Source organism: Marinicellulosiphila megalodicopiae (assembly GCF_045862395.1).
GTDB lineage: Bacteria > Pseudomonadota > Gammaproteobacteria > Pseudomonadales > Natronospirillaceae > Marinicellulosiphila > Marinicellulosiphila megalodicopiae.
This window is the reverse complement of sequence record NZ_AP023087.1, coordinates 2114095-2140266: the sequence shown is the minus strand read 5'-3', so window position 1 is coordinate 2140266 and position 26172 is coordinate 2114095. Positions and strand designations below refer to the sequence as shown.

Genomic DNA, 26172 nt, shown 5'->3' with positions numbered 1-26172 from the left:
ATTACTCAATAATGAACGTGTCATTAAATTCAATCATAACATCGATATTATGAAATAAATTTGAACGATCAATATAATGAAGTTTCACCTCATATCCATTACCTTTTTTAGCAATACTCACTTCATCTTCAACTTTTCGATTCCAATTGCTTGTGATCACGGTTTTTTTAAAGGCTTCATTAAAAAGTCGTTGATTGATAATTGCATTGGATTCGAATTTTGAAATTGTTGACTCTACGTGTTTTTTATATTCTAAATTAGTAATGTATTTTGGAATCACTTCAATACCAAATTTTGCAAAAAACAGAACAACAACAATTAAAATTGCAATTGAATATAATGATGCACCTTTTTGTGAACGGATCATTGGATACTCCCATTTCGGTTAAATGATGGTTTGAAATTTTCTAAATGCATCCAAACTACCGATGCCTTCCCTACAATATCTTCTTCTTTAATGTAACCGATGAAGCGGCCATCATGACTTCCATCACGGTTATCACCCATTACAAAATATTTACCTTCAGGAACGGTATACACCACTCCCGATTTAAAAGCATTGCGTTGATATCCAGGAGAAACCGCGTCATATTTATGATTATAAATTAAATGGTTTACATCATTAATCGATTCTTCAAAGACATAAGTTGGATTACCTGCTTGAGGATCATTTATTTCATCCATTTTTATTTTGGATAATCGAACGCCATTTATATAAATTAAGCGATTTGGAAAATCTAACATAAATGTATCACCAGGGGCTGCAATAATTCTTTTAATCCAAGTTTCATATCCATTTTCATGGGTGCTGTCTCGACCTAGCAACTGATCTTCTTGAGATTCACGCCATTTCTTAAATACAATCACATCCCCTTTTTGAGGATCGTTAAGATCAAGCACTTCGGTGCCTAATACAGGTAAACGCACTCCGTAGGTAAACTTATTCACTAACAAAAAATCCCCAACTCTAAGCGTTGGAAGCATTGAACCTGATGGAATTTGAAAGGGTTCAAACAAAAATCCTCTCAAACAGATCACCAAAATCAAAATTGGGTAAAACGACTTACCCCACTCCATAATCCCTGATTCACGCTGGGCAAATTCTGATAATTCTTCATTTTGACGCTCTAACACCAATACTTGAACATTTGTACGTATTGTCTTGAAGTATATACGATCAATAATTGTCAAAATCACTCCTGACAACGCAGCAATAACAAGCATCAATTCAAAGTTAGCACTTTCTTTTATGGCGGCATATATTAAAGGCAACAATGAAGCGATAAAACCATAATGCAAAACAGCAGTGAGTTCATTGCCATGTAACGCTTTTTTTAGAACTTCATTGCTGCTTTCACTAGTTGCATTTTTTAACCGTTCTCTTCCTATAAAAACAGCTTCTAGAAAACAAGCGGTAATTAAAGCAACAGTGATCGAGGCATACATCGTAAACATATTAACTATCCAATTTTAATACGGCCATAAACGCATCTTGAGGTATTTCCACATTACCTACTTGTTTCATACGTTTTTTACCATCTTTTTGTTTTTGTAAGAGTTTTTTCTTACGTGAAATATCACCACCATAACACTTGGCGGTAACGTTCTTTCTTAAAGCTTTAACGGTGGTTCTTGCTACAACTTGGCTACCTGTTGCAGCTTGAATAGCAACATCAAACATTTGACGTGGAATCAGTTCTTTCATTTTTTCACACAACAAACGTCCACGAGTTCGCACCAAATCTCTATGCATAATAACCGCTAATGCATCCACTCGCTCACCATTTACTAGTATGTCCAATCTTATTAAAGACGCTTCTTGGAATCGATCAAAGTTAAAGTCTAATGATGCAAAACCTTTAGATACCGATTTAACACGATCAAAGAAATCCATGACTACTTCGGCCATCGGTAAATCGTAAACAAGCGATACTTGAGTCGCCATAAATTGCATATCCACCTGCACACCGCGTTTTTCAATACATAACGTAATAACGTTACCTAAAAACTCTTGTGGCACTAAGATACTTGCTCGAACGATTGGTTCGCGCATTTCTTGGATGGATCCAATATCCGGTAATTTAGATGGGTTATCAACCTCAACCACATCGCCATTATTTTTAACAATTTGATAAATTACAGTGGGTGCAGTAGTGATTAGATCAAGATTGTATTCGCGTTCTAAACGCTCTTGAATAATCTCCATGTGCAGCATACCCAAAAAGCCACAACGAAAACCAAACCCTAAGGCATCGGAACTTTCTGGTTCATAAAACAATGACGCATCGTTAAGACTTAGTTTTTCTAAAGCATCACGAAATTCTTCAAAATCATCACCTGATACAGGGAACATACCTGCATAAACCTGAGGTTTTACTTTTTGAAAACCAGGTAGTTGATCAACATCAGGGGTTTTTAAATGAGTGATCGTATCACCCACTGGCGCGCCGTGAATGTCTTTAATTGACGCACAAATAAAGCCTACTTCACCCGCTTTTAACTCTTTTGTTACGACACGTTTAGGCGTAAAAATACCCACCGCATCAACTAAATGATGACGACCAGTAGATTTCATTAATATTTTATCGCCTTTTTTGATTCTGCCGTTTTTAACTCGAATAAGGGAAACAACCCCTAAATAGTTATCAAACCAAGAATCAATAATCAGACATTGAAGCGGACCATCAATTTCCCCAACGGGCGCAGGGATGGTCTTCACTAAACGTTCAAGTACTTCATCGATACCCATACCGCTTTTAGCAGAACACTGCACAGCATCAGTGGCATCAATGCCTATAATATCTTCAATTTCTTGAGATACACGATCAGGTTCGGCTTGCGGTAAATCCATTTTATTTAAAACAGGCATGACTTCTAGGCCCATTTCAATAGCGGTATAACAATTGGCAACAGACTGTGCTTCAACACCTTGTGCGGCATCTACTACTAATAAAGCACCTTCACAAGCCGCTAAAGAGCGAGAGACTTCATAACTGAAATCAACATGACCTGGTGTATCAATAAAGTTTAATTGGTAAGTCTTACCATCACTTGGCGTATAATTTAATGTAACGGATTGAGCTTTAATGGTAATACCGCGCTCGCGCTCGATATCCATAGAATCTAGGACCTGTGCGGACATTTCACGATTGGAAAGACCTTCACAGTTTTGGATAAAACGATCGGCAATAGTGGATTTGCCATGATCAATGTGGGCAATAATGGAAAAGTTACGGATTAAAGATAGATCGCTCACGAACAATACTCAGAATAAAAAAGGAGCCGATTATAACAAAGCACACAGGGAATGACAGCCCGTATTATACAGACCGTACTTTATTGCACTCCCCTCACATTTTATTGGAATGTTTTTAAAAAAAAGTAAGCAGTGAAACCTTGGAAGATAACGGTATAAATTTCAACACAAAGGAACAGCTACACTAAATTTATGTAGCAACTCATTTAGCCAGGGGTCGGATCCAAAAACACTTAAACGATTAATTTGAAGCATAAATACAAAAATGATAGAGTAGAAGACAGCCACATCTAAAAAAACATGACAGCCTCCCCTCATCAAACCGTACGTGCGGTTCTCCCGCATACGGCTTTCCGATATCCTTCTTCTCAAGCATGCACAACTTTCCAACGCGGTTTTACTGGTGGCTGATACAACCCTAAATAACCGTACAAATACTGCCTTGGAAATTTATGATAACTCGCCCCTCTATTTCTCACCTTGTGTCTGTACCTTAGTTGGTGTCGCAGACTTTCTTCCATATAGTATCGGATCTTCTTTATTTTTCGATGACCGTAACCATAATAAAAATAATTGCACCACCCTCTGACTGTTGCATTTAATTGTCTAACCACTTCATTTATCGGTACTGGATTCATCGCTCTTCGAGTGTAAAATTTAATCTTCTCACTTACTTTTTTCATCGATTTCTGTGACGGCTCAACCATCGGGAATACTTTTCCTGATTGTTTGCTTTTTGCCATTGAAATTTCAAAACCTAGAAAATTAAACTTCTCTTTTAGCGAATCTACCACTTCAGTTTTGTCTCCATTAAGTTGTAAATCTAATTTACCCAAAACTTGTGTTAACACTTTATATGATGCATCTGTTTCATTTTTACAAAGAATCACTAAATCGTCAGCGTATCGGACTATTTTCGCTTTTAATTTAAATGCTAAATTGTGTTTGTCCCATATTCTATCCAATACATCCAGATAGATATTGGCCAATAATGGCGAGATAACACCACCTTGAGGTGTGCCTAATTTACTTTTCTTACCACCTGCAATAACCGTTTGTTTTCCGCTCTTTTCTACTTTGATCACCACCGACTTTAACCATTGATTTAATAACGCTAATACTTTCTTATCAGAAACTCTCAGCGATACTAACTTCATGAGCTTAACGTGCGCGATGGTATCAAAGTATTTCGACAGGTCAGCATCAATCACTTGTGTATGTCCCGATCTTAACGATTGAGTAATACTGTTCATGGCTTGATGAGCCGATCGATTAGGACGAAATCCGTAACTGTTATTACTGAAGCCCGATTCAAAAATTGGTTCAATGACAATTTTAACAGCCATTTGGATGATTCGATCTTCAATATTCGGGATACCCAACGGACGAGTTTCGCCATTACCTTTCGGTATGTCGACACGTTTAATTGGACTGGATTGATAGGAATTAAATTTAAGCTTAGATTGTAAAATATTTAAGTAACGCCACTTTGATATTTCTCGTTCTATTGTTTCAAATGTCACCCGATCTAAACCAGGTTTGCCATTGTTTTTCTTAACAAGTTCGTAAGCATATTGCAGGACATCCAAACGATAAACCTTGTCATAGATTGAATAAAAGCAAAATGTGGATTGTTGTTTGGCTTTTTGAAATAGTTTCCTCTGAAGGTCACCGACTCGTTTTTTCAAACTGGAAGATGTTAATAGCATAATGCAATCATCTGAGCCTTTTCCTCTTTGGTTACATGAATAAAGTAGAGCCACTTCCCTTGGGTGTCGTTATGTTGTCGCTCACCCTCAAACGGTACTATTAGCCCCTCTGACTTCCAATAAAGCCCGTCATCATTTCGCTCTTCGCTTATAAATGACCGTTGATTCTGCAAAAATCACCTTATTGGATCTCCCGTCCTGCACAATGTATCTTCCACCACATACCACTCTTATAACCCCGAAGGACTCTTTCGTTCATGCTCATTAAACATGTTTGTGACTGTCTAAAAAAGACAGATTAGAAATCATATTTTTGATTGAAAGATGACAGCTTTCCCCTTCAAATCAGAGAGTCAGCGTCCTTATTTAGTTAACGAGGCTAAACAGATTCACTTGCGTTGCGGTCTGCGGTTTCGCCTTTGAAAAACTTACAGCATCCAATTACTTGAACACTGCTTTTCAGTGCTACCTAGGTGAATGAGTAATTCCTAGGACAGGACTTTAACCTGCTAGATATATTGCCGGTAACGGCGTACGATCCGACCCCTGGCTATTTTTAATTCCGGTTTGATCAAAAAAGGATCTGACCCCCGGGTTATTTATTCGCTGATAACTTTATTTATAACATCAATATATGCTTCGGTTGGCTGAGCGCCAGATAATAAATATTGCATATTTACTACTACAGCAGGCACTGCACTAATGCCATTTTGCTGCCATTTTTTTTGAATCTCTCGTACTTCATCTTTATGAATTTGATGCGACAATACATCTTTCACTGATTCTTCTTCTATCCCACAAGCCAATGCAACTTCAATCAAAACATTCATATCACTGACATTTTTACCTTCTGTAAAATATGCTGAGAATAAAGCTAATTTTACTTTAGTTTGGAGTTCAGGTTTATTTTGTTCATTCCCAATTTTTTTTGCGTGATGTAATAATTGATGAGCTAAAAACGTATTATAAATTGTGGATTCTTCAGTAAAGTTAAATTCAAATCCTAGGTCATCGCCTATTTTTGTTAGTCTTTTACGATTTTCGATACTCTGTTCATCAGTTGATCCGTACTTCTCATGTAAGTGCTCTCTCAAATCTTGCCCTTCATTTGGCATATTTGGATTGAGCTCAAAGGGTTGCCAATTAATTTCAAAATTCACATCTTTAAATTTCGCCAATGCAGGTAATAATTGCTTATATCCCACGATACACCATGGACACATCACGTCAGATACAATATCCAGTTGAACTGTTTTATTTGTCACACTTCGGCCAATCAAATAATTAAGAACCCTCTATATTGCATCGTAATCAACTTTTTCAACGGCAACTGAAAATCATCCCCTTTTAAAACATCGTTCAAACTATTGATTTATTTTTTAACAACTGGAATGATGATGATTTTTTGGGTTTGAAAATGAGTCAATATCATCGATCATTAAATTTAGACGTCGCACGCGGCAGTGCCATCGTTTTTATGGCTGTTTTTCATTTTTGGTATTATTTAAGCCGTTTATTTGATTGGTCTTTTAGATACGACGATCCAAAGGTTTTTCTTTTACGCTTATTAGTGATGACGTTGTTTTTGGGATGTGCAGGCATTGGTTTAGCCTTGCAAGCTAAACGCGGTTATCGCTGGCCTAGTTTTTTAAAGCGAACGGGGCTTTTAGGGATTTGCGCGTTATTTATTAGCGTTGCATCTTATATGTTTGTACCAAACAATTGGATATATTTTGGTATTTTGCAGTTTTTGTTTGTGTCTACTTTTGTCGGCGTGCTTTTTTCGTTTATTCCTAAAATCTCATTAGTTATGGGAATACTCATTATTACTGGTCATTTTTTTGTGACAGGGCAAATATTTTCTACCATTAGCGAGTATTTAATTTCAACTTATAATATTAGTAATCTTCAATATTATTTCAGCTTTCAATTCCTTTTTAACTTTTTACAACCCTATTTAAACTTACCAAAATACACATTTGATATATCGTATTTTGTGCCATGGTTTGGATTGGTTTTAATCGGTATTTTTATTGGAAGTTTGCCTTATAAACTACCAAGTTTACCTAACATCGCGATATTTAAGATATTAGCTATAATGGGGCGACACGCTCTTCCAATGTACTTTATTCACGCAATTGCCCTTGCACCGATTGCACTTGGCATTGAGTGGATGGTTAATGGTAACCAATCCACTGCTATGCAATTAATTAATAGCTTATTCTAAGAAATACTCCTAAAAGTTATACCGTTTGCAAAGAACGTGTCACGATTTCTTTTACGTCCTTGCTTAAACTTTTACATTGATCAATTCTGTGTAATTGATCAATCATCTTAAGCTTACGGTTTTCATCGTAGCGTTTAAAGTGAGTCAAAGCTGCGCATAATCGACTGGCAATCTGTGGATTTAATTCATTTAATACTAAGATTTGATCCGCTAAAAACTCATAGCCCGACCCATCTTTTGCATGAAAATGTAATGGGTTTCCCATTGCAAACGATCCAATCACACTGCGTACTTTATTCGGTGTTTTGATATCAAATGATTCATGTTGCATCAATGCTTTAATGTCAGCAATTGAGGTGCTTTCGCCACGTGATTGAATCGACAACCACTGCTCAACCATCTGAGTATCTTGCTTCCATTTTTCATAAAATCCAGCATTAATAGCTTGTTTTTGATTTTTATTATTACTATTAGCAATCAAATTTAAAGCAAGTGAACGGTCCGTCATATTTGAAGCACTCTCATACAAACTTGTAATCAAGCCTGAATATTGCCCCAAATAACTTAGATAGCTTAAACACAACGCTTTAAAGCTGCGCTTACCTACCTGACTGGCTACAAACGCGTATTCAACAGAATCATTTAATGCATTGAAGTTATCCAACCATTGTTGCTCTAACGCTTTTGCAATTTGAGTTTTGCATTGTTTTAGCAAGTTTAATAAAACATCCACATCCACTTGATCGATCTGGTCAGACAAGTAGCTAAAGTTCGGCAAAGTTAAAATGGCTGCTTTTTTAGCATCGCTTAATTCATCATGAGCTAACACAGACTGCATAGCATCAATCAAATCACTGTCCATTTGATACTCACCACCTTTTGCAAGTATTGAATATTGTTCTAATAAATGCGACTGCATTAAAGATTGGCCTGCTTCAAATTGATTAAAGCTGTTATCGTCATTAGCTAGCAAATACGCGAATTCTACTTTTGGACGATCAAAAACTAACTTCACTGGTGCTGAGAAATCACGTAACAAACTAGCAACCGGTTTGCTAGTTAGGTTTTCAAAAGTGATCATCTGTTCATCTTGAGTTAAATGATAAACCTGTGTGTCCATATCAAATTCATCAATAGCAGTTAAATCCAAATGCGTCTGATCTGCCTTATTCATTAACGCCATTTTTATTGGGATATGAAACGCAAGTTTTTCTGGTTGATTAATAGATGGTGGACAAGATTGCTTGAATTTAAGTGTGTATTTACCACTTGCCTGGTCAAAGTGCTCAAACACCTCAACAATTGGTGTGCCCGCTTGATTATACCAACGCTGAAATTGATCTAAATTCAACCCACTGACTTCCTGCATACAGACCACAAAATCTTCTGTGGTTACTGCCTGCCCGTCAAAACGATCAAAATATAAATCACTTCCTTTTCTAAAAGTAGTTTCACCTAATAAGGTATGCAGCATTCGTACTACTTCTGCGCCTTTTTCATAGACTGTTAATGTATAAAAGTTATTAATCTCAACATAAGAAGATGGACGAATTGGATGCGCCATTGGGCCAGCATCTTCTGCAAATTGCATGGTTTTGAGCAATTTCACATCGTCAATACGCTTCACTGCTCGATCATGTAAATCGGCTGTAAATTCAGAATCACGAAATACAGTAAAACCTTCTTTCAAACTTAATTGGAACCAATCACGGCAAGTGACACGATTACCCGACCAATTATGAAAATACTCATGCCCTATCACACTTTCAATTCGCTCAAATCCAGCATCGGTTGTGGTTGCTTCATCCGCTAAAACCAATGCTGAATTAAAAATATTCAAGCCTTTATTTTCCATGGCCCCCATATTGAAATGATCGACAGCAACAATCATAAATAAATCTAAATCATAAACACGGCCAAAACGCTCTTCATCCCATTTCATAGAACGAATCAAAGATTGCATAGCAAACTCTGTTTTATGCATATTGTGCGATTCAACAAAAATTTTTAATTCTACTTTTTTTCCTTCAACTGTTGTGAAAACATCTTCTTTCACATCTAAATCACCAGCAACTAATGCAAATAAATAACAGGGTTTTTTAAAAGGATCTTGCCAAACTGCAAAATGACGATTATTTTCAAGCTCACCAGAATCCAATAAGTTTCCATTAGAAAGTAATGTAGGATAATCGTTTAAATCCGCCTCAATACGCGTTTCGAATTCACTCATGACATCTGGTCGATCTGGATAAAATGTGATTTTACGAAACCCCTCTGCTTCACATTGCGTGCAATACATTCCATTAGAAAGGTACAACCCCTCCAGCGATGTATTTTTATCAGGGTATATTTTAGTTACCGCCTCAAATAAGAAGTTCGTAGGCACATTTTTAATACACAACACTTCGTCAACCCAAGTGTAGTGTTTATCAGATAATTCGATAGAGTCGATGCTTAAACTGACAATCTCTAAATCGACTCCAAAAAGATCCAATTGTGTAGGAAGATCTGTTCGCAATGGATTTTGTGAAAATAGAATATGAGAGCGAACTAACGTATATTCTGGAAAAATTTCAAACGTTAATGTCGTTTTTTCAATCAAAAAAGATGGTGCTGTGTAATCTTTTAAATAAATAGTATTAAGTTCACTCATGATTTTCCCTTGCTATGCTCATTATTAATTTGATGTGTGATTTGATCCTGATCGTAAATCAACATGTTAATATTCTATTGTTAATTCATAACCGGAATATTTACGAATATTAATGACACCAGTATCAAAAATTAAATACTGGCCTTTTATACCTTTTAAACAACCTTGAATTTCTGGATTTTTGTCTAAGTTTAAACTTGTGATCTTTTCAGGATATTGATTGACTGGAAAATTAAACTCGACAACCTCTCCATGCTCAAACATTTGTATGGCAACCAACCCGTATTTTTCTTGTAAGCTTTGTACTTGCTCTCTCGATTTGAAAAGACACTCATCACGAATAGCGTTTAAATCCATTAACTGTGCATCGCCTTTTAACATATTTCGCCAGTTGGTTTTATCTGCAATAAATTGTTTAAATATTACCTCAACACAACCGGCTAAATGTCTTGTACTTACTCGAGCAATGACCATTGCTTGCTTAGCACCTTGATCCATCCACCTCGTAGGAATTTGAGAGCTACGTGTGATCCCCACTTTCACCTCGGATGTATTGGCTAAATACACGTAATGCCCTTGATTACACACACTTTCAGCAAATCGATTATCGCGACAAGTGCCTTGCTCAAAATGACATTTTTCAGGACTCATCATACACGAATCATTAGAGGCTAATTGCATAAAATGATCATAACAATATCCTTGACCATAGCTTTTATTGATTTGTTTTTTGCAATGTAAACACCGAATCACACCTTGATGGCTGAGTCGAATTTCTTTGCCAATTAATGCGTTTAATGGAATATTAGATTGCCCAATTACAAATTGATATTGAATAGGGTTTTGCTGGCGATTGAGCATTTTTTCAACCACTCCACTATAGCTATTTTGAAAATTCGCAGTATCGAATAAATCATTCATAATAATTCTTATTTGGTTAGAGTTTGGATATAGTTTGATTATTGTTTAATGATTAAATCATCATTCGACTTGCTTTTACAGGCTGAATCCATATAACCCGTTCGAGATTCTGGTGGCATATTTGCCGCTTCATAAGTCAACGTTGCCTCAAGGCAAATCGCTTTTTGCTCTTGGGTTAATGCAATTCCAGTTGGCCATTTGCCAAGTTCAATAGCGGTTTTTAATTTTTTATAGGTAGGTAAATCAAGATTTTTCGCAACGTCAGTAAAGCTCATATCACACTCAAAATGGTAAAAGCGCCAATAATAACAACTGCGCACCAATTGAGCTAGATAGTTTGCGCCATTTCAAAATCTTGATCATTTTCACTGGATTGACTGATGTGTTCAAAGTCACTAGGTAATACAGGTTTACTCATAAATTGCGTCCCGTTTGGCAATACAAATTCGTCTGTCGATTTGGGCTCAATATCTCCAACATAGACTATTTTTTTAACTTTCAAATTGCTTAGATCGGGCACTTTTCCTTGAATCACTAATAAATCAATTGGTCCTTGATTATTCATAATAGAAATATCATGTTGTGTTCTTGCAATTTTACTCTTTTTACAAATCGGTGAAATATACCTTAATAAAGCAGTTTGATTCATACTATGGCTTGCAAAAACAACACCTTGATCAAAAATCGCAGCTTTTCTGCGGCCATCATAGACTCACTCATACGAATAGGTACATCAAACCAGATTGTAGTTCCACGATTTATTGTACTACGAATGCCAATATGCCCACCAAGATGCCTTGCTTCTTTTGTACATTTAGCTAGCACTTTCTTTTTAACTGGTGGATTGGGATTAAGCATCATATTTTCTATGTGCCTTAATTTATTTGACTCTATGCCCTCGCCTGTATCAGAAACATTAATTCGAATTTTGGATTCTTGCGTAGTACCTTGATCCAAATGAATCAAAATTAACACTTCACCTTTAACAGTATGCTGTAACGCATTTCCCACTAAAGACTTTAAACATGACGCTAATATACTTGAATTAATGTTTATCCATGCAGGCACATTTTCGCCTTTAAGGTAAATCAACTCAACATTTTTAGAATCGTATTCATTACGAAATTGTTTGATGACAGACTCAACAGTATCATTTAGAGACTGCTCGGCTCGGTCACTTTCTAATCGTAATTGCATCTGGTTTTCGTACAAAATTAACCTACCTTGTTAATCAATGCATGAGGGTATTAATCGTAAAACTAAAACACTTCCCCAAACTGAAGTGTTTTAAACCTTCCCTTTTAAACATAGCAAAAAATAATTACTTAGAATTTTTAATATGTCGATTAATATCAATTTTTAACAATTTTTTACAACAATTAAAAGATTTTAGTCTTCTCCTAACCGGCTACCCCAGCCCAGTTTTTGGCGACAAATATCATAATAATTATGCTCGACAGGATGAAGCAAATGCAAAGTCTGTTCCAGCTTTTTAATAATGACTTCATCACCTGGTTGTGTGACTAAATGATTGTGTGCATCACAACTTATTTGAGGCGGCAACGGATTTTCTTCACTTGGTACAATTCTGATTTCACTGTTTGCACTGACCACTAATGGTCGATAAGTTAAAGAATGAGGAAACATTGGAACCAATACGATTCCTTGCATACTTGGGTGCATCATCGGCCCTCCAGCTGAGAGCGCATAAGCAGTTGAACCCGTTGGAGTTGACACAATTAAACCATCTGAACGCTGAGAATATACAAATTTCTGATCAATATATAATTCAAATTCAATCATTCGAATGGATTGACCAGGGTGCAAAACCACATCATTAAGCGCCGGATACGTTTGTATCACTTTACCATCACGAACCAATTGAGCGGTTAATAAGAACCGCTCTTCCATGATGTATTTGCCATTTAAAACGTCAACGACTTGTCTTTGCATGGCTTCAGGCATCACATCAGTCAAAAACCCTAACCGACCTCGGTTAATTCCAAGAACAGGAACATTAAACCCTAGCATTTCTCGAGCGACACCTAAAAGTGTACCATCTCCACCAACACAAATAATTAAATCAGACCACTTACCTAAGGATTGAACGGAAGTAAAATCCACATCTTTATCTCGCAAATGCGCTTTTAGCCGTTGATCCACTTTGACCTCTACTTGCTGATCACTCAGCAAAGAAAGTAATCGATGAATCGTACCTAATACTTGATTACTCTGTAATCGACCAATGATTCCAACATGTTTAAATTGACTCATTTTCAACCTTATTTCGCCTTAATCATCCAACATCTGTGAATATTATTATGACGCGCAAAATCCAAATCGATGGTTTGTTTTGTAATTTCTTTCACGTCATACATTTGGGATAATTGATCATCTAATTTAAATTTTTTGAAATTATTAGAAAAAATTAACGTACCGCCATCATTCAATCGCCTCATAGATAAGTCAATTAAATCTGAATGATCTCGCTGGATGTCCATCACATCTTTTAACTTTTTAGAGTTACTGAATGTCGGTGGATCCATGAATATCAAATCGTAGAATTTCTCATCTTCTTTTAAAAACTCAAAACAGTCACTTGCCACGCAACGATGTTGAAAATCAGACAAACCGTTTTGAGCAATATTACGTTGCCCCCATTTTGTGTAAGTGTTGGACAAATCCACACTGGTTGTACGTGTTGCACCACCTAACGCGGCATGCACACTGACACTTGCGGTGTAACAAAATAAGTTTAAGAATGACTTACCTTGCGAGTTTTCAAACACCCACTTACGAATTGGGCGATGATCCAAGAATAAACCTGAATCTAAGTAATCACTTAAATTCACTTCCAATTTCGCTTGGTATTCGTTTACATGAAAACACGCTTGTGAATCTTGTTGTTTTTCGTATTGGCTTTTACCACGTTGACGCTCACGCTCTTTGTAGTAAATATGTTCAGGTGCAAAACCCAATGTAGACGGCAAAACTTGAATAATATCCATCATGCGGGAATGGGCTTTTTGCTCATCGATGGTTTTTGGAGCGCGGTATTCTTGTACTAATGCTTTGTTTTGATAAATATCAATGGCCACACTGTATTCTGGTAAATCCGCATCATACAAACGATACGCTTCAAGATTGTTTTTCTTAATCCAGCTTTTCAAGCGTTTTTGATTCTTTTTCACTCGGTTAACAAAATCAACAACAGGACCCGTTGGCTCAAAACTCTCCACTTTTGGTACCGCAGTCGTTTCTACGCTTGTTGTCACTTCATCATCATAACTTGCGGTCATAACCGGACTTGATTCAATCGCTTTTTCAACGACAGGTGAATCGGATTCTGTTTTATTGTAACCAATAACGCGATCAGCTTTAAAGCTATCTGGTTGAAACTGTAAAAATACACACTCTAATTTACCATTTAAACATTGGAATTTATGACCTAAACGCATATTCAATGCAAAACCTAACTGCGCGTCATTGGTTAAAATAGCACTGTTATAATCGTTGAAATGCTGATGAATACTTTGACCAATAAATTGATACAAATTGGTTAAATGCGCTTTATCACTCATACGTTCACCATACGGTGGATTGGCAATTAACAAACCAACATCTGGCATATCGTCTGTACGCACTAATTTTGCTAATGGTTGTTGATTTAACGTCACATTTACATTCAAATTAAGACTAGCGATGTTGCGTTCTGTGTAGCTAATTGCACCGCCATCACTGTCAAAACCATAGAACTTACAGGTTGTTTTTTCACCAATTGAGCGACGTTTACGCGCATCTATTAATTGGTTATTCCATAAGACAGGATCATGTTGTAACCAACGTTCAAACCCCCAATAGGTACGATACAAACCAGGTGCAGTATCCGTTGCCATCAAAATAGCTTCAGTTAAAAACGTTCCTGAACCACATGTAGGATCAATTAAAGCCGCGCCTTTTTTAGCAAGCTCTGGCCATTTTGCTTTTAATAATAAAGAGGCCGCTAAGTTTTCTTTTAACGGTGCTTTACCGCTGTCTTTTTTGTATCCGCGACGATGTAAACTATCTCCTGACAAATCCAAATAGACGTTTGCTAAATCTTTATGCACATGAACATTAATATGCAGATCGGGCTGGCTTTTAGCTACGTTTGGACGCACACCATATAGATCGCGAAAATAATCACACACTGCATCTTTAATTAACTGCATACCGTACAAACTGTTATTAATGCCCTGCACTTGACCATTAAATGTTATTTTAAAGGTACTGGTTGTGCGCATATGCTGTTGCCAATCAATACTTTTAACTAACTCATACAGGTAGTCTTTAGATAATACTTTGCCTTGATTAAGCTTTAATAACACTCGGTTAGCCACACGAGAATACAGGCAAATGTGATACATTTGATCTAAAGTGGCTTCAACAGCAACCCCTGCAAATTGAATTTTACGAGTCTGACAACCAAAGCTTTCAAGCTCTAAGTCAACTAAATGCTCTAAGCCTTTTGGGCAGGTAACAAATAATTCGTAAACAGTTTCAGGGGAATTTTCGATTTCAGTCATGGAAGGTCTATTTGGTTAAATTTAAAAAGGCGCGAACTATAGCAGATCGCTCATATAAATACTTCGAAAAACACGGAGTTAAGAGCGATTAATAGTTGATTTGATCTGCTATTTTTTTCTATTTTTGTTTCGTGCTCAATTCCAAAATCATTTGTTTTAATTCTTCTATTTCACTTTCTAGATGATCCACTTGGGCACGACTAGAAGGCTCTGCTTCTTCTAATGATTCACCATGGGAAGTCGCTCGCGCCTTTTCATGCTCTAGATTCATAACATCTAAAACGGTTCCGACCATCATATTTAAGAAAATAAAAGTTGAAAGGAAAATAAATGATAGGTAAAACATCCAACTAATAGGATAAAACGCCATGGTTTCATACATCACATCTGTCCAATCTTCAAATGTTGCCACGCGAAACAAGGTTAACAATGAAATGGAGACATCCCCCCAAAGCACTGGATTAACATGCTCAAACATTAAACTGCCTGCTGCAGCGTAAATGTAAAAAATAACAAACATTAAAAGTGCAATATAACCCATTCTTGGAATGGCTTTTAATAATGCATTCACTAACAAACGTAATTCAGGCACCATAGAAACTAAACGTAATACACGAAAAACACGTAATAAACGAGCCAATAACACTGCACTACCGTCATCAGGAATTAAACTGCCAATGACAATCAACAAATCGAAAATATTCCAACCTGATTTAAAAAAGTGCAATTTATGTTTATTTGCCAAGAAACGAATAATAATTTCAATGACAAAAAATAGAGTAATGAGATGATCAAAAAGATCGAGCAAGCTGTAGCCGACAGTAATTTTCGGCCAATTAATATCATGGGTGTTCGCGCCAACAGATAAAGCACTAAGCAGAATAACAAAGATAATACCGAGTTGAAAAAAGCGACTTTTTTCAACTCGTTGAAAAGATGATTGAATTTTGGCCAGAGTTGTCATGAATTTACCATATGAAAATGTGCAACATTATCATGAAGGTAATTATCTGACTATAACTCTGTCCATTCAAATTGAAAATGAGATATTTTTACACTTTTCACCCATCAACTTTCAAGTTTTTCAAACGATTTTGAACCAGTGTTGCCAATGCGTCAGGTTCAAACTTACTTAAAAACGCATCACAGCCAACTTTTTTCACCATCGCTTCATTAAAGTTTCCACTTAAAGATGTATGCAAAGCCACAAATAACTTACTCATCCTAGAATCTTGACGTATTTCAGTGGTCAAGCGATATCCATCCATTGTTGGCATTTCCGCATCGGTTACAACTAGAAGTAATTTTTCATAAATATTAACTCCTTCATCAAGCCAAGCTTGAAGCATTCTTAGTCCTTCTAACCCGTTTGTAGCAACATGTACTTTCAAGCCTAATGCTTTCATTATGGTTTGAACTTGTGTTCTAGCTGTGGCGGAATCATCAATAATTAACACTTCTTTATTCTGTAGCTCTAACTTAATTGTCTCATCTAAAATCCCAGCGCTAATTTCCATTTTAAATGGCTGAACCTCTGCGAGTACTTTTTCAACATCTATAATTTCAATAATTTCATCTTCATAACGAGAAACAGCAGTTAGGTAATGCAATCCTCCAGATCCGGATGGGACCGGAAGAATTTCCTCCCAATTTAAATTCACAATACGTCGAATACCAGTAACTAAAAATGCCTGAACGGTAGAATTATATTCCGTCACGATAATATTAGAAGTCACATCCACCTTTTGTGGCCGCCCACCAATGGCAATACTTAAATCAAGCACAGGTATGGGCCGACCTCTTAAATAAATCACTCCGATAACTACTGGACTTGAACCAGGCATAGTCGTTAATTTAGGCAATGTCAGCACTTCTTGTACTTTAAACACATTTATTGCGTAAGTCTGATTCGAAAGTAGTCGAAACATCAGTAATTCAAGGCGGTTTTGCCCAACTAAGTTCGTGCGACTATCTACGTTTTGTAAAATATTTGACATTTTTTCCTCATTCTCAAAACAAATGGTTCAAAGCAACTATATTGTTAGTGTAGACAATGATTGAAGTAAGCCAACCATGGATCAAATTCTTTTTGCAAAACAATCAATTTTAGATCGAAAACAACAGACAGTTGCCCATGAACTGTTGTATCGATCTGGCAACCAAATAAGTGACCTGTCCGAATTAATTGACGACAATCATGCAACTGCAAATGTACTGATCAATGCATTTAGTGAATATGTTTTGCCAGAAAACAATGAATTAATATTTATAAATTTCCCCAAAGACCTTCTTTTTAGCCCTCCTCCGTTAGAAATGACGGACAATATTGTGATTGAAATTCTTGAAACAGTGTCTGTAGATGACGCATTGATAGATCAAGTTAACGTTTTAAAAAAATCAGGCTACAAACTTGCCCTTGATGATTACCAAGGGCATAGCAAATATGAAAAACTTTTACCGTTAATGGACATCATTAAAGTGGAAGTTTTAGGGCTAAATAACAGTGAATTAATCAATTTAGTTTCTAAATTAAATCCTTATAAATGTAAATTACTAGCAGAAAAAGTTGAAAATCAAGAAATGTTTGATTTGTGTTTACAGTTGGGATTCTCATTATTTCAAGGTTTTTTCTTTAGCAAACCACAATTGATTAAGGGTCAAAAAATGACTCAAAATCAATCGTCTTTACTAAAACTGATGGCCCAAATACACAAAGTGGATATTTCACTGGATCAAATCAGCGTATTAATTAGCCAAGATCCACAGCTATGTGTAGGTTTATTAAAGCTAGTTAATAGCTCATTATTCAAAAGGCAATCCAACGTAAATAGCATTCAACAGGCGTGCATTATTATTGGACTTGCAGAGCTAAGAAATTGGGTGCAATTATTAAGTTTCGCCAAATTTGATCAACGCCCTGATATGTTTCATTTTCAATCATTATTATGTGCACTATTAATGAAAGAAATAGCCAAAAAATGTGACAAAATTGACCCAAACGAAGCATTTACTATCGGAATATGCGTACATTTAGAATCTATTATGGATTTACCATTTGAAGCGATTTTAGAAAAAATGCCGTTTGAAACACATATCAAAGATGCAATTTTAAAAAAATCAGGGGATTTGGGACAACTTATGATTTTTTGTCTGACCTATGTTGAAGGGCAATGGGATAAATTGAATTGGCAGTGGTTTAAAAATAGTTTTGGAAAAGAAGACGTTTTGCCAGATCTATATGAAAAAGCGTATTTAAAAGCAAAACAATCGTTTGAATGATATTTGAAAATTTGTTCACTTTTACAAAAAAAGTGAACATCTCATAATACTCTATGAACAGTTTTTACAATTTATTACGTTTAATCGCTTCAACACAATCTGAAATCAGTTTCGGGCCTTTGTAAATAAATCCACTATAAACCTGAACCACATCGGCGCCATTATTAATTTTAAGCGCAGCATCTTCACCTTTAGTAATACCACCCACACCAATAATTGGCAGATTGTCCCCTACCACTTCTTTAAATAATCGAAGTGCCGTTGTAGAGTCTTCTAATAATATTTCACCACTTAAACCGCCCATTTCATCACAATGCTTCAAACCTTGCACAGCATCTCGTTTGATCGTTGTATTGGTTGTAATGGCACCATCGATGCCATATTTAACAAACGACGCACCTACTTGCTCAATATCACTAGGCTCCATATCTGGCGCCACTTTTACCAAGATAGGACGATATAAACCAGTTTGATTATTTAATTGTGTTTGTTTTTCTTTTAACTGGCCTAATAGTCTATTTAAAGGTTCACCAAACTGTAAATCACGAAGACCTGGCGTATTAGGCGAAGACAAATTCACTGTAATGTAATCGGCTACTTCGTAAGCTTTTTCTAAACAAATTAAATAATCGTTTACCGCCTCTTCTGCGGGTGTGTTTTTATTTTTACCGATGTTAATACCGACAATACCATTAGATTTACGTTTTTTAACTTGAGCGACTAAATGATCGATGCCTTTATTGTTAAAGCCCATACGATTAATAATGGCTTGTTTTTCAGGTAAACGAAATAAACGAGGCTTATCGTTTCCAGCTTGAGCAAGTGGCGTCACCGTCCCTACTTCTACAAAACCAAAACCTAATGCATCTAACGCGTCGATATAATCGCCGTTTTTATCAAGGCCGGCTGCTATGCCGACTGCATTTTTTAGATTCATGCCTAAAAATTCTTTAGGCTCATCTACATTTTTAGCGGCCAAAAGCCCAGACATATGTAAACGATTCATTGCACCCAATGCATCTAAACCAAGTTCATGAGAAGTTTCTGGAGAAAGTAAAAACATTGCATTGCGAAGAAGATCGTACATATTTAGCCCCTAATTAAAATCGCGCGCATCATAGCAAAATTATGCCAAATTCGTAAGTGATCGTTTAAGCAATTGAAATTTAGCCTGGGGTCAGATCCTTTTTTAGTTGTTTGTATTGTTTTGATTTTAGCCTAGGGTCGGATCCAAATTGTCATTATCTAACTATTAGTCTTGTAAATTAAGGTTCGCTTAATTTCTGGATCCGACCCCAGGCTAGTTTCATTGAGAGCTTAAATTTACTCATTCTTGATTAGGCACTTGATAAACATTCCACATTTAACGGACTGTTCTCACACGCTTAATCGTTCACTTTTATCAAGCTAACAGAGTCACCTTCAAAACAATAGCCTCAAAATAGATAACGGTATAAATATTCGAGGTATACTAATGATTATGAGCTTGCTGGTAATCATGCACCGCTGAAAGCCTTCGATTTAGTTTTTCTTCAATTTTGAAAATAAAATCTTTATCACCTAAAGCCCATGATTTTTTAGTGGAATCGCGTATTTGAGTGAGTAGCTTTTCAGGTATTGCTTTATTTACAAACTGGCAATAACAAAACTTTCGCTCTTCATCGGTTTTGCCCAATGCCATATAACATGCATGAGGCGTTATTAACTCAATATTTTTGTCTAACGCATTATGCTGATAACTTGACCATTTGTAATCTGAGGCCTTTAAGACCATTTTTGCTCGCACAGGATTCATTTCAATATAGCGGCTTACTTGTAGAAAATAAGCATCCGTACCCACAATCGTTGATCGATAACGTCCTTCCCACAATGTTCCTGTTCGCTCATACGTTCTGTTTATATATTGCACGTAAAATCGCCCCAATGCCTGCATAAACAAACTCACGCCATTGTTTTTTCTCGGGGTTAATAAAAAATGCACATGATTAGTCATCAAAACATAAGAATGAATATCCACTTCAAATTTTAGGGCATACTCTTTTGCTTTAGAAAGGTATAAAACATAGTCCTCTTCTGAAAAAAAACAGGCTTGTTTATTGTTGCCACGTTGAACAACGTGTTGTGCAATATCGGGTAAATTGACTCTTGGTGCTCGAGGCATAATGCGCTCCAAATATTAGTAATATATTCAGAGTAGTCCATTTCTATGAGGGGGTCAGATCCTTTTAGGAAATTTATTGCCACTTAATATTGTTATTTAGCTAGGCCAATAATGAAAGGATAGACTGGAATGGAAATTTTTTGGATCCGACCCTAGGTTAAGATAGTAGCTTTTAAAGGTAAGTTTTTTAAATATTGGATCCGACCCCTTTCTAATTTTTTGATCGAAAGTAGCATAGATTGTCAAAAAAGCTCACATACGTTTAATACCAGAAAACTTATGATTTGCGTCAAATTGCACACAAAAACGGCCAACTATGCCATCACGGGTTAAAAACGGCCTTAATATGTCTGCAGGAAAGCGCACGGATTTGCCTTGTTCAGAATTGGCCAAAACGCTTTTTGCAGCGCCTCGGTATACGGCTTCAAAATCCTCATAGGGGATATTTATATTAAAGGTAAGTTGGTTATTCATAATCACTCGAAAATATATTGTCCATTTTTAACTTCAACGTTAGGCACTTGATGGTTGTTTTCAAAGGCATCGTACCCTTGTTTTAAATTTAACCAAAAATCATACCAGTTGTTATTTTTATACTGATTCATATTAGTCGCATCCATGTAAAAAGGAAAAATATGAATTCTAAAAAAGGGTTGTTTGTTTTCAAAGGCTGCGGTAATTAATGTGTAAATTTCTTCTATTGCGTCATCGCCCATTGCGTAACAGCCAATTGATACGCAGTTTCCGTGTACCATTAACGCACTGCCCGTTCTTTGGTGGAACCGATCATAGGCATTTGGAAAACCGATATTAAATGACAAGTGAAAACGGCTATTAGGGTTGAGTTGATTGGGTTTAACGAAATAAAACCCTTCAGGGCTTTGTCTGTCGCCTTCTTTAAGTTTAGGACCTAACTTGCCGGAAAATTTACAAATCGGATAGTGTTTGAATAATTCAAATTTGCCTTGTTTGTTTTCAATCCATAATTCTAAAATCGATTCTGACTTAAATATTCTGATGAATATCGGAGCACCAAATTCCAAGTTTTTAGCTTGTAATTGCTCTTTTAAAGCGGGTGCATTTTGCTCAAACGCTTTAATCGATCGTTCTGATGTCATTTTGGCCATCCCATATTTTACAACTATCAATCCTGACAACCCTATAATCAAACACATCAACCAAACATATTTATTATGCATTCGCGATACCAAATGGAATATGCACCATGGGTATTTCGGCTTCATTTGCTTGTAAATGGGTAAGCTGGTCATCGAAGAAAATATGCGGTTTTAAGGTTTGTAACACTCGGTTTTTGTTCATGCCGCCTAAAAAGAAGGTTTCGTTTGGACTGACGCCCCAGTTCTCTAGGGTTGTAATCATTCGTTCATGTGCGGGGGCATTTCTTGCGGTGACAATTGAGGTTCTTAATATACGTTGATAGCTTCTGTCGTTTTCTTGTTTGGCGTCTTCAAGTTTTTGAATTAAGGCGATTTTTTTAAAGAAGTCAGCTAATGGTCCAGGGTTATGAGGAATGTGTGAACGAGACGACTCATGTTGTATAAACGATTCTAAATCGCCTTTTTTGAATACGCTTTCTGCTTCGTCATCGGCAATGACGCCGTCAAAATCAAAAGCGATGCGTAATTCTTCAGATTCATCGTCTTGCCCCTGCCCGCTTAATACTAAACCTGCGGCAAATCCAGCATCTATGGCATTTTGCACATCTTGTTGATGGGCCGATAAAAACAGCGCTACATTAAATGTCGGTAAATATTTAAATGGCGATTGCCCTTCTATGAATGCTGCTCGTGAAATATCTAAACCGTAATGTGAAATTGAGCGAAATACTCGCTCTCCCGTAGCGGGGGAGTTTCTAGATAACAACACCACTTCAACGGGCATTTGCTCACTGAAATGTTGATTGATTTTTAATAATCGCTGAATAAAACTGAACGCAACACCTGGCTGTAAGACTTCATTGATATTGTCTTTTTGGTGTTGTTTGTAGGCTTTAGGACCTTGATTCACAAAAATATCATGAGGCGCGGTTAAATCAAACAATGCGCTTGATGCCACCCCCACTACTAATTTTTGTTCAATATCAAACGCCATTAGCTAAATTTAACCGCAGTACCAAATGCCAAGATTTCAGACGAACCGGGCATAATGGTACTGGTTGTGAATCTTACCGAAACCACAGCATCGGCATTTAAATGCTTAGCTTGAGCCAACATTCGTTGAACGGCTTTTTCACGAGCTTCATTTAGCATTTCAGTCATGCCGACCAATTCACCACCAATCAACGTTTTAAGACCCGCCATAATGTCACGCCCTAAATGCTTTGACTGAACCACCGATCCAGACACAACGCCTAAGGTAGTTTCAATGGTTTTGCCTGCTAGTTGTTCGGTAGTTGAATAGATCATTTACACTTCCTCAATTTCAAATTGCATAGATTTCGCTTCTTCTAAATGTGCATGACCAATCACACAGGACTTAATGACTTTTACATCACCGCTTAAGTAGGTTTTAGCCACGCGTTTAATATCCGCAATCGACACGTTTAATAAGCGTTGACGAAAACGTTGACGGTATTCGTCATCGCGACCAAATAACGTATTTTGATAATCTTGCTTAGCGCCACCTGCTGGTGAGTTAGGTTTGTCTAATGAACTGACAACAGACAAAATGGCTTCTTCGATCGCATCAAATTGAATGTCATGTTCTAACACCCAAGTAATACTATTAGCAAAGTCTTCATAGGTTTGCGCTAAACGCGGATCTCGGTAACTATAAAATTCAAATACTGCTTTTGCTGAGTCTTGTGAAGCACCCCCACCATAAGCACCACCTTGTTCACGAATGGCTCTATGTAAGAAACCATTACGTAACACACTTGAAAGCACCGTTAGCGCTGGCGCGTCTTCGTGATCGCCTAAAACCGTTTTAAATGCCATGGCACAAAACGCAACTTGTGAGTTAGTGACCCAAGCGATGTCTTTAGGTTCTTTTTCTAATTGAATATCAATATTAGAGGCTAAAGACACGTCGCCTTTTTCACTGAAGTTAGACACAGATTTTAGATCGGCAATTTGGCTATCTAGTTTTTCAGCTTCGCCTACTTGAACCCAACCTTGTGTTTTAAGTTCACTAGATATCTCAACACAAATATGACGATGCAAAGACGCTAAGGTTTCACACAATGCAATAAGCGCCGATTCGTCTTTTTTAATGTCACTTTCTAATTTTTTAACACGTTGAACACTTTCTAATCCGCCTAAATGATTACTCAAGCGTGCCATAGGTGTGTAGTACGACGCACAATGACTCATTGCTAACGAATGACCAGATGACACAATAGATTGAACCTTACGCGACACAATTTGCGCCATCAGTTCTTTCACTCGATCGTATTCTGTAAAACAAGGCGTATTGATAAACAACTGCATTACATCCACTAATGCTTTTTGATTCTCGTTTAAAGCCTTACCTGTAAAGAACAAATACCCTTGAATCTTACTTTCATCGTGTAAGTCGCATTTATACTGAGTAAAACAATGCACGCCACCGGTAACAGCCGATTCTTTTTCTTGCATAGACAGGTAATCAAATTCACCCGCGCCTAATTCAGTAATCAACGCACACATTAATGGCATATTTTCTAATTGATCAATGCTTAAGCCACTGATTGGAAAGACTTTTTGAACGTAAATCAAACCGTTAGTTGGCTGGTTATAACGAATTAACCCACCTTCTTTGATAAATTCAGGAGACAATTTAATATCGGCGCTCACATCTTCTAAGCCTACTTTTGGCAAACAGCCCATGTCGTCTTCTTGTTCTTGACGATCTTTTAACTCGGCTGTTTTTTTAATGATGTTCTGTTTGTCAGCATCAGTCAAAGCATCTTGAATTTTTTGTAACTGGGCTTTTTCTAATGCTTGTTTTTGATCAGACATATTAGCGTCAGGAATCAACGTTAACGTCACACGATGTGGGTTATCAATTAACAACGAAGTGATTAATGACGGTATGTATTTAGGATCTTGGATATTGATTCGTAATTGTTTTAACGCGTCATCAATATCTAAATGATTTAACACATCGCCCCCATGAACCGCCACACTCAAAGAAGACTGAATGATTTGCAATCCATAAGGGTAACCGTCACCACTTACTTCACGTTGAGACAATTCTAATTGATGTAAAACCGCCTCTACTTTTTCAATATCTACGCCATTTTCAACGACGGCTTTTAATTCGTCTAACACAAGGTTTTCAAATTCAGTAACGTGTTCACTATTAGTGCCTTCAATACCACAGGCAAATAACATTTCACGATTTGAATCTTCTAATCCACAAAGGTTAGATGGCGATTGCGCTAGTTTGGTTTCTTCTAATGCTTTACGAAGCGGTGACGCTGAATTGTCTAACAATACGTCAGCTAATAAATGGGCCTCTAACTGCTTGAATGTATTGTCGGACTCCCCCAACAACCAGCTCATTACCATGTGCGTTTTATCACTTAAGTCTTCGTCTTCACATGGATAGCTTTCTTGAACACGAATTGGGCTTGGATAGCGTTTTTCTAACGATACATCAATCGCGATTGGGTTACGTTCAAAGTGCTTCAAAGCTTGTTCTTCAAATTTAGCTTGATGCGTTTGGGCGTCAATATCACCAAAAGTCATGAAAATGGCATTGGTTGGATGATAATGCACTTTGTAAAAGTCTTTTAACTCTTGGTAAGTCAAATCAACGATGTCTGAAGGTTCACCCCCAGAGTTGAAATGATACGTCGACGTTGGAAATATATACTTAGTTAATGTTTGCCATAATTGGCTAACGGGTGAGCTCATGGCGCCTTTCATTTCGTTAAATACAATGCCTTTAAATTCTAGATCAGACTCAGGGTTGCCCTCTTCACTGAACTCGACTCTGTGGCCTTCTTGCATAAAATCCAATTCATCTAAACGCGAAAAGAAAACAGCGTCTAAATACACATCCATTAAATTATTAAAATCTTTTTTATTCTCAGATGCAAACGGATACGCCGTCCAATCACTTGAGGTAAACGCATTCATGAAGGTATTTAATGAGCGACGAATCATCATAAAAAACGGGTCACGAACGGGATATTTTTTAGATCCACACAATGCCGTGTGTTCCAAAATATGCGCCACGCCTTTTGAGTCGGTCGGTACGGTTTTAAGACCCACCAAAAATACGTTTTCTGGGTTGTCACAGGCTAAATGATAATGATGAGCCCCAGTGTTGATATGTTCGTAATGTTCTAATGTCAGATTTAACGATTCGATTGGGCTTGTTTGCAATAATTTAAATGCGGGGTGACTCATACATTGTCTCTATAAAAAGGTGTCAAGCCTCCTAATATAGGGGC

At 36.9% G+C, this 26172-nt stretch carries 23 protein-coding genes; 2 read left to right on the top strand and 21 right to left on the bottom strand.

Translation table 11 applies throughout. The features are described 5' to 3' along the window. Position 1: 1 nt before the first annotated feature. The 5 genes from TYM08_RS09065 to TYM08_RS09045 form a co-directional block, all read right to left on the bottom strand. Positions 2–367: a DUF4845 domain-containing protein gene (locus TYM08_RS09065; protein WP_422382653.1), complete on the bottom strand. Its 366-nt coding sequence runs from the start codon at positions 365–367 to the stop codon at positions 2–4. Beyond that, a complete protein-coding gene (gene lepB / locus TYM08_RS09060) occupies positions 364–1455 on the bottom strand; it encodes a signal peptidase I (RefSeq protein WP_422382652.1) in 1092 nt (363 codons plus the stop codon). Before lepB ends, TYM08_RS09065 begins: the two co-directional genes overlap by 4 nt. Position 1456: 1 nt before the next feature. Further along, positions 1457–3256, bottom strand: coding sequence for a translation elongation factor 4 (gene lepA / locus TYM08_RS09055; protein ID WP_422382651.1), 1800 nt, complete (start codon positions 3254–3256; stop codon positions 1457–1459). A 368-nt stretch (positions 3257–3624) separates the two neighbouring features. Next, a complete protein-coding gene (ltrA, locus tag TYM08_RS09050; protein WP_422379593.1) occupies positions 3625–4965 on the bottom strand; it encodes a group II intron reverse transcriptase/maturase in 1341 nt (446 codons plus the stop codon). A gap of 599 nt (positions 4966–5564) precedes the next feature. Further along, entirely contained in the window at positions 5565–6230 is a 666-nt protein-coding gene (locus TYM08_RS09045; RefSeq protein ID WP_422382650.1) for a DsbA family oxidoreductase, read from the bottom strand. A gap of 152 nt (positions 6231–6382) precedes the next feature. Here TYM08_RS09045 and TYM08_RS09040 point away from each other — a divergent pair, with 152 nt between their 5' ends. Continuing rightward, positions 6383–7192, top strand: a complete 810-nt coding sequence (locus tag TYM08_RS09040; RefSeq protein WP_422382649.1) for a heparan-alpha-glucosaminide N-acetyltransferase — start codon at positions 6383–6385, stop codon at positions 7190–7192. A gap of 16 nt (positions 7193–7208) precedes the next feature. Here TYM08_RS09040 and pepN read toward each other — a convergent pair whose 3' ends face one another. The 9 genes from pepN to TYM08_RS08995 form a co-directional block, all read right to left on the bottom strand. Then, a complete protein-coding gene (gene pepN / locus TYM08_RS09035) occupies positions 7209–9845 on the bottom strand; it encodes an aminopeptidase N (RefSeq protein ID WP_422382648.1) in 2637 nt (878 codons plus the stop codon). A 66-nt stretch (positions 9846–9911) separates the two neighbouring features. Next, positions 9912–10766 carry a DUF2797 domain-containing protein gene (locus TYM08_RS09030; RefSeq protein ID WP_422382647.1) on the bottom strand — a complete coding sequence of 285 codons (855 nt, stop codon included), beginning with the start codon at positions 10764–10766 and terminating at the stop codon, positions 9912–9914. 38 nt (positions 10767–10804) lie between these two features. After that, a complete protein-coding gene (locus TYM08_RS09025; protein WP_422382646.1) occupies positions 10805–11041 on the bottom strand; it encodes a DUF1315 family protein in 237 nt (78 codons plus the stop codon). Positions 11042–11094: 53 nt separating this feature from the next. Beyond that, positions 11095–11415, bottom strand: coding sequence for a hypothetical protein (locus tag TYM08_RS09020; RefSeq protein ID WP_422382645.1), 321 nt, complete (start codon positions 11413–11415; stop codon positions 11095–11097). After that, positions 11412–11963 carry a sensor histidine kinase gene (locus TYM08_RS09015; RefSeq protein ID WP_422382644.1) on the bottom strand — a complete coding sequence of 184 codons (552 nt, stop codon included), beginning with the start codon at positions 11961–11963 and terminating at the stop codon, positions 11412–11414. Before TYM08_RS09015 ends, TYM08_RS09020 begins: the two co-directional genes overlap by 4 nt. A 192-nt stretch (positions 11964–12155) precedes the next feature. Then, a complete protein-coding gene (locus TYM08_RS09010; RefSeq protein ID WP_422382643.1) occupies positions 12156–13040 on the bottom strand; it encodes an NAD(+) kinase in 885 nt (294 codons plus the stop codon). A gap of 8 nt (positions 13041–13048) precedes the next feature. Next, positions 13049–15331, bottom strand: a complete 2283-nt coding sequence (gene rlmKL / locus TYM08_RS09005) for a bifunctional 23S rRNA (guanine(2069)-N(7))-methyltransferase RlmK/23S rRNA (guanine(2445)-N(2))-methyltransferase RlmL (RefSeq protein ID WP_422382642.1) — start codon at positions 15329–15331, stop codon at positions 13049–13051. Between the two features lie 118 nt (positions 15332–15449). Beyond that, the gene (locus tag TYM08_RS09000) at positions 15450–16295 is read right to left on the bottom strand and encodes an ion transporter (RefSeq protein WP_422382641.1); all 846 of its coding nucleotides are present in this window, start codon (positions 16293–16295) and stop codon (positions 15450–15452) included. Between the two features lie 97 nt (positions 16296–16392). Continuing rightward, positions 16393–17328, bottom strand: a complete 936-nt coding sequence (locus TYM08_RS08995; protein WP_422382640.1) for a chemotaxis protein CheV — start codon at positions 17326–17328, stop codon at positions 16393–16395. A gap of 76 nt (positions 17329–17404) precedes the next feature. Here TYM08_RS08995 and TYM08_RS08990 point away from each other — a divergent pair, with 76 nt between their 5' ends. Then, positions 17405–18610: an EAL and HDOD domain-containing protein gene (locus tag TYM08_RS08990; protein ID WP_422382639.1), complete on the top strand. Its 1206-nt coding sequence runs from the start codon at positions 17405–17407 to the stop codon at positions 18608–18610. A 64-nt stretch (positions 18611–18674) separates the two neighbouring features. Here TYM08_RS08990 and TYM08_RS08985 read toward each other — a convergent pair whose 3' ends face one another. From TYM08_RS08985 to TYM08_RS08955, 7 genes are all read right to left on the bottom strand, one after another. After that, positions 18675–19697 (bottom strand): quinone-dependent dihydroorotate dehydrogenase, encoded by a 1023-nt coding sequence (locus tag TYM08_RS08985; protein ID WP_422382638.1) that lies wholly within the window; start codon positions 19695–19697, stop codon positions 18675–18677. 384 nt (positions 19698–20081) lie between these two features. Further along, positions 20082–20771 (bottom strand): transposase, encoded by a 690-nt coding sequence (locus tag TYM08_RS08980; protein WP_422382637.1) that lies wholly within the window; start codon positions 20769–20771, stop codon positions 20082–20084. Positions 20772–21023: 252 nt separating this feature from the next. Further along, the gene (locus TYM08_RS08975; protein WP_422382636.1) at positions 21024–21245 is read right to left on the bottom strand and encodes a DUF2835 domain-containing protein; all 222 of its coding nucleotides are present in this window, start codon (positions 21243–21245) and stop codon (positions 21024–21026) included. Between the two features lie 2 nt (positions 21246–21247). Then, positions 21248–21970 (bottom strand): L,D-transpeptidase family protein, encoded by a 723-nt coding sequence (locus TYM08_RS08970; protein WP_422382635.1) that lies wholly within the window; start codon positions 21968–21970, stop codon positions 21248–21250. Further along, entirely contained in the window at positions 21963–22883 is a 921-nt protein-coding gene (locus tag TYM08_RS08965) for a 5'-nucleotidase (RefSeq protein WP_422382634.1), read from the bottom strand. The genes TYM08_RS08970 and TYM08_RS08965 overlap by 8 nt, the downstream gene beginning before the upstream one ends. Beyond that, on the bottom strand, positions 22883–23197 hold the full coding sequence (locus TYM08_RS08960; RefSeq protein WP_422382633.1) for a YbjQ family protein: 315 nt from the start codon (positions 23195–23197) through the stop codon (positions 22883–22885). The genes TYM08_RS08965 and TYM08_RS08960 overlap by 1 nt, the downstream gene beginning before the upstream one ends. Further along, on the bottom strand, positions 23198–26128 hold the full coding sequence (locus tag TYM08_RS08955; RefSeq protein WP_422382632.1) for an insulinase family protein: 2931 nt from the start codon (positions 26126–26128) through the stop codon (positions 23198–23200). Positions 26129–26172: the final 44 nt, after the last annotated feature.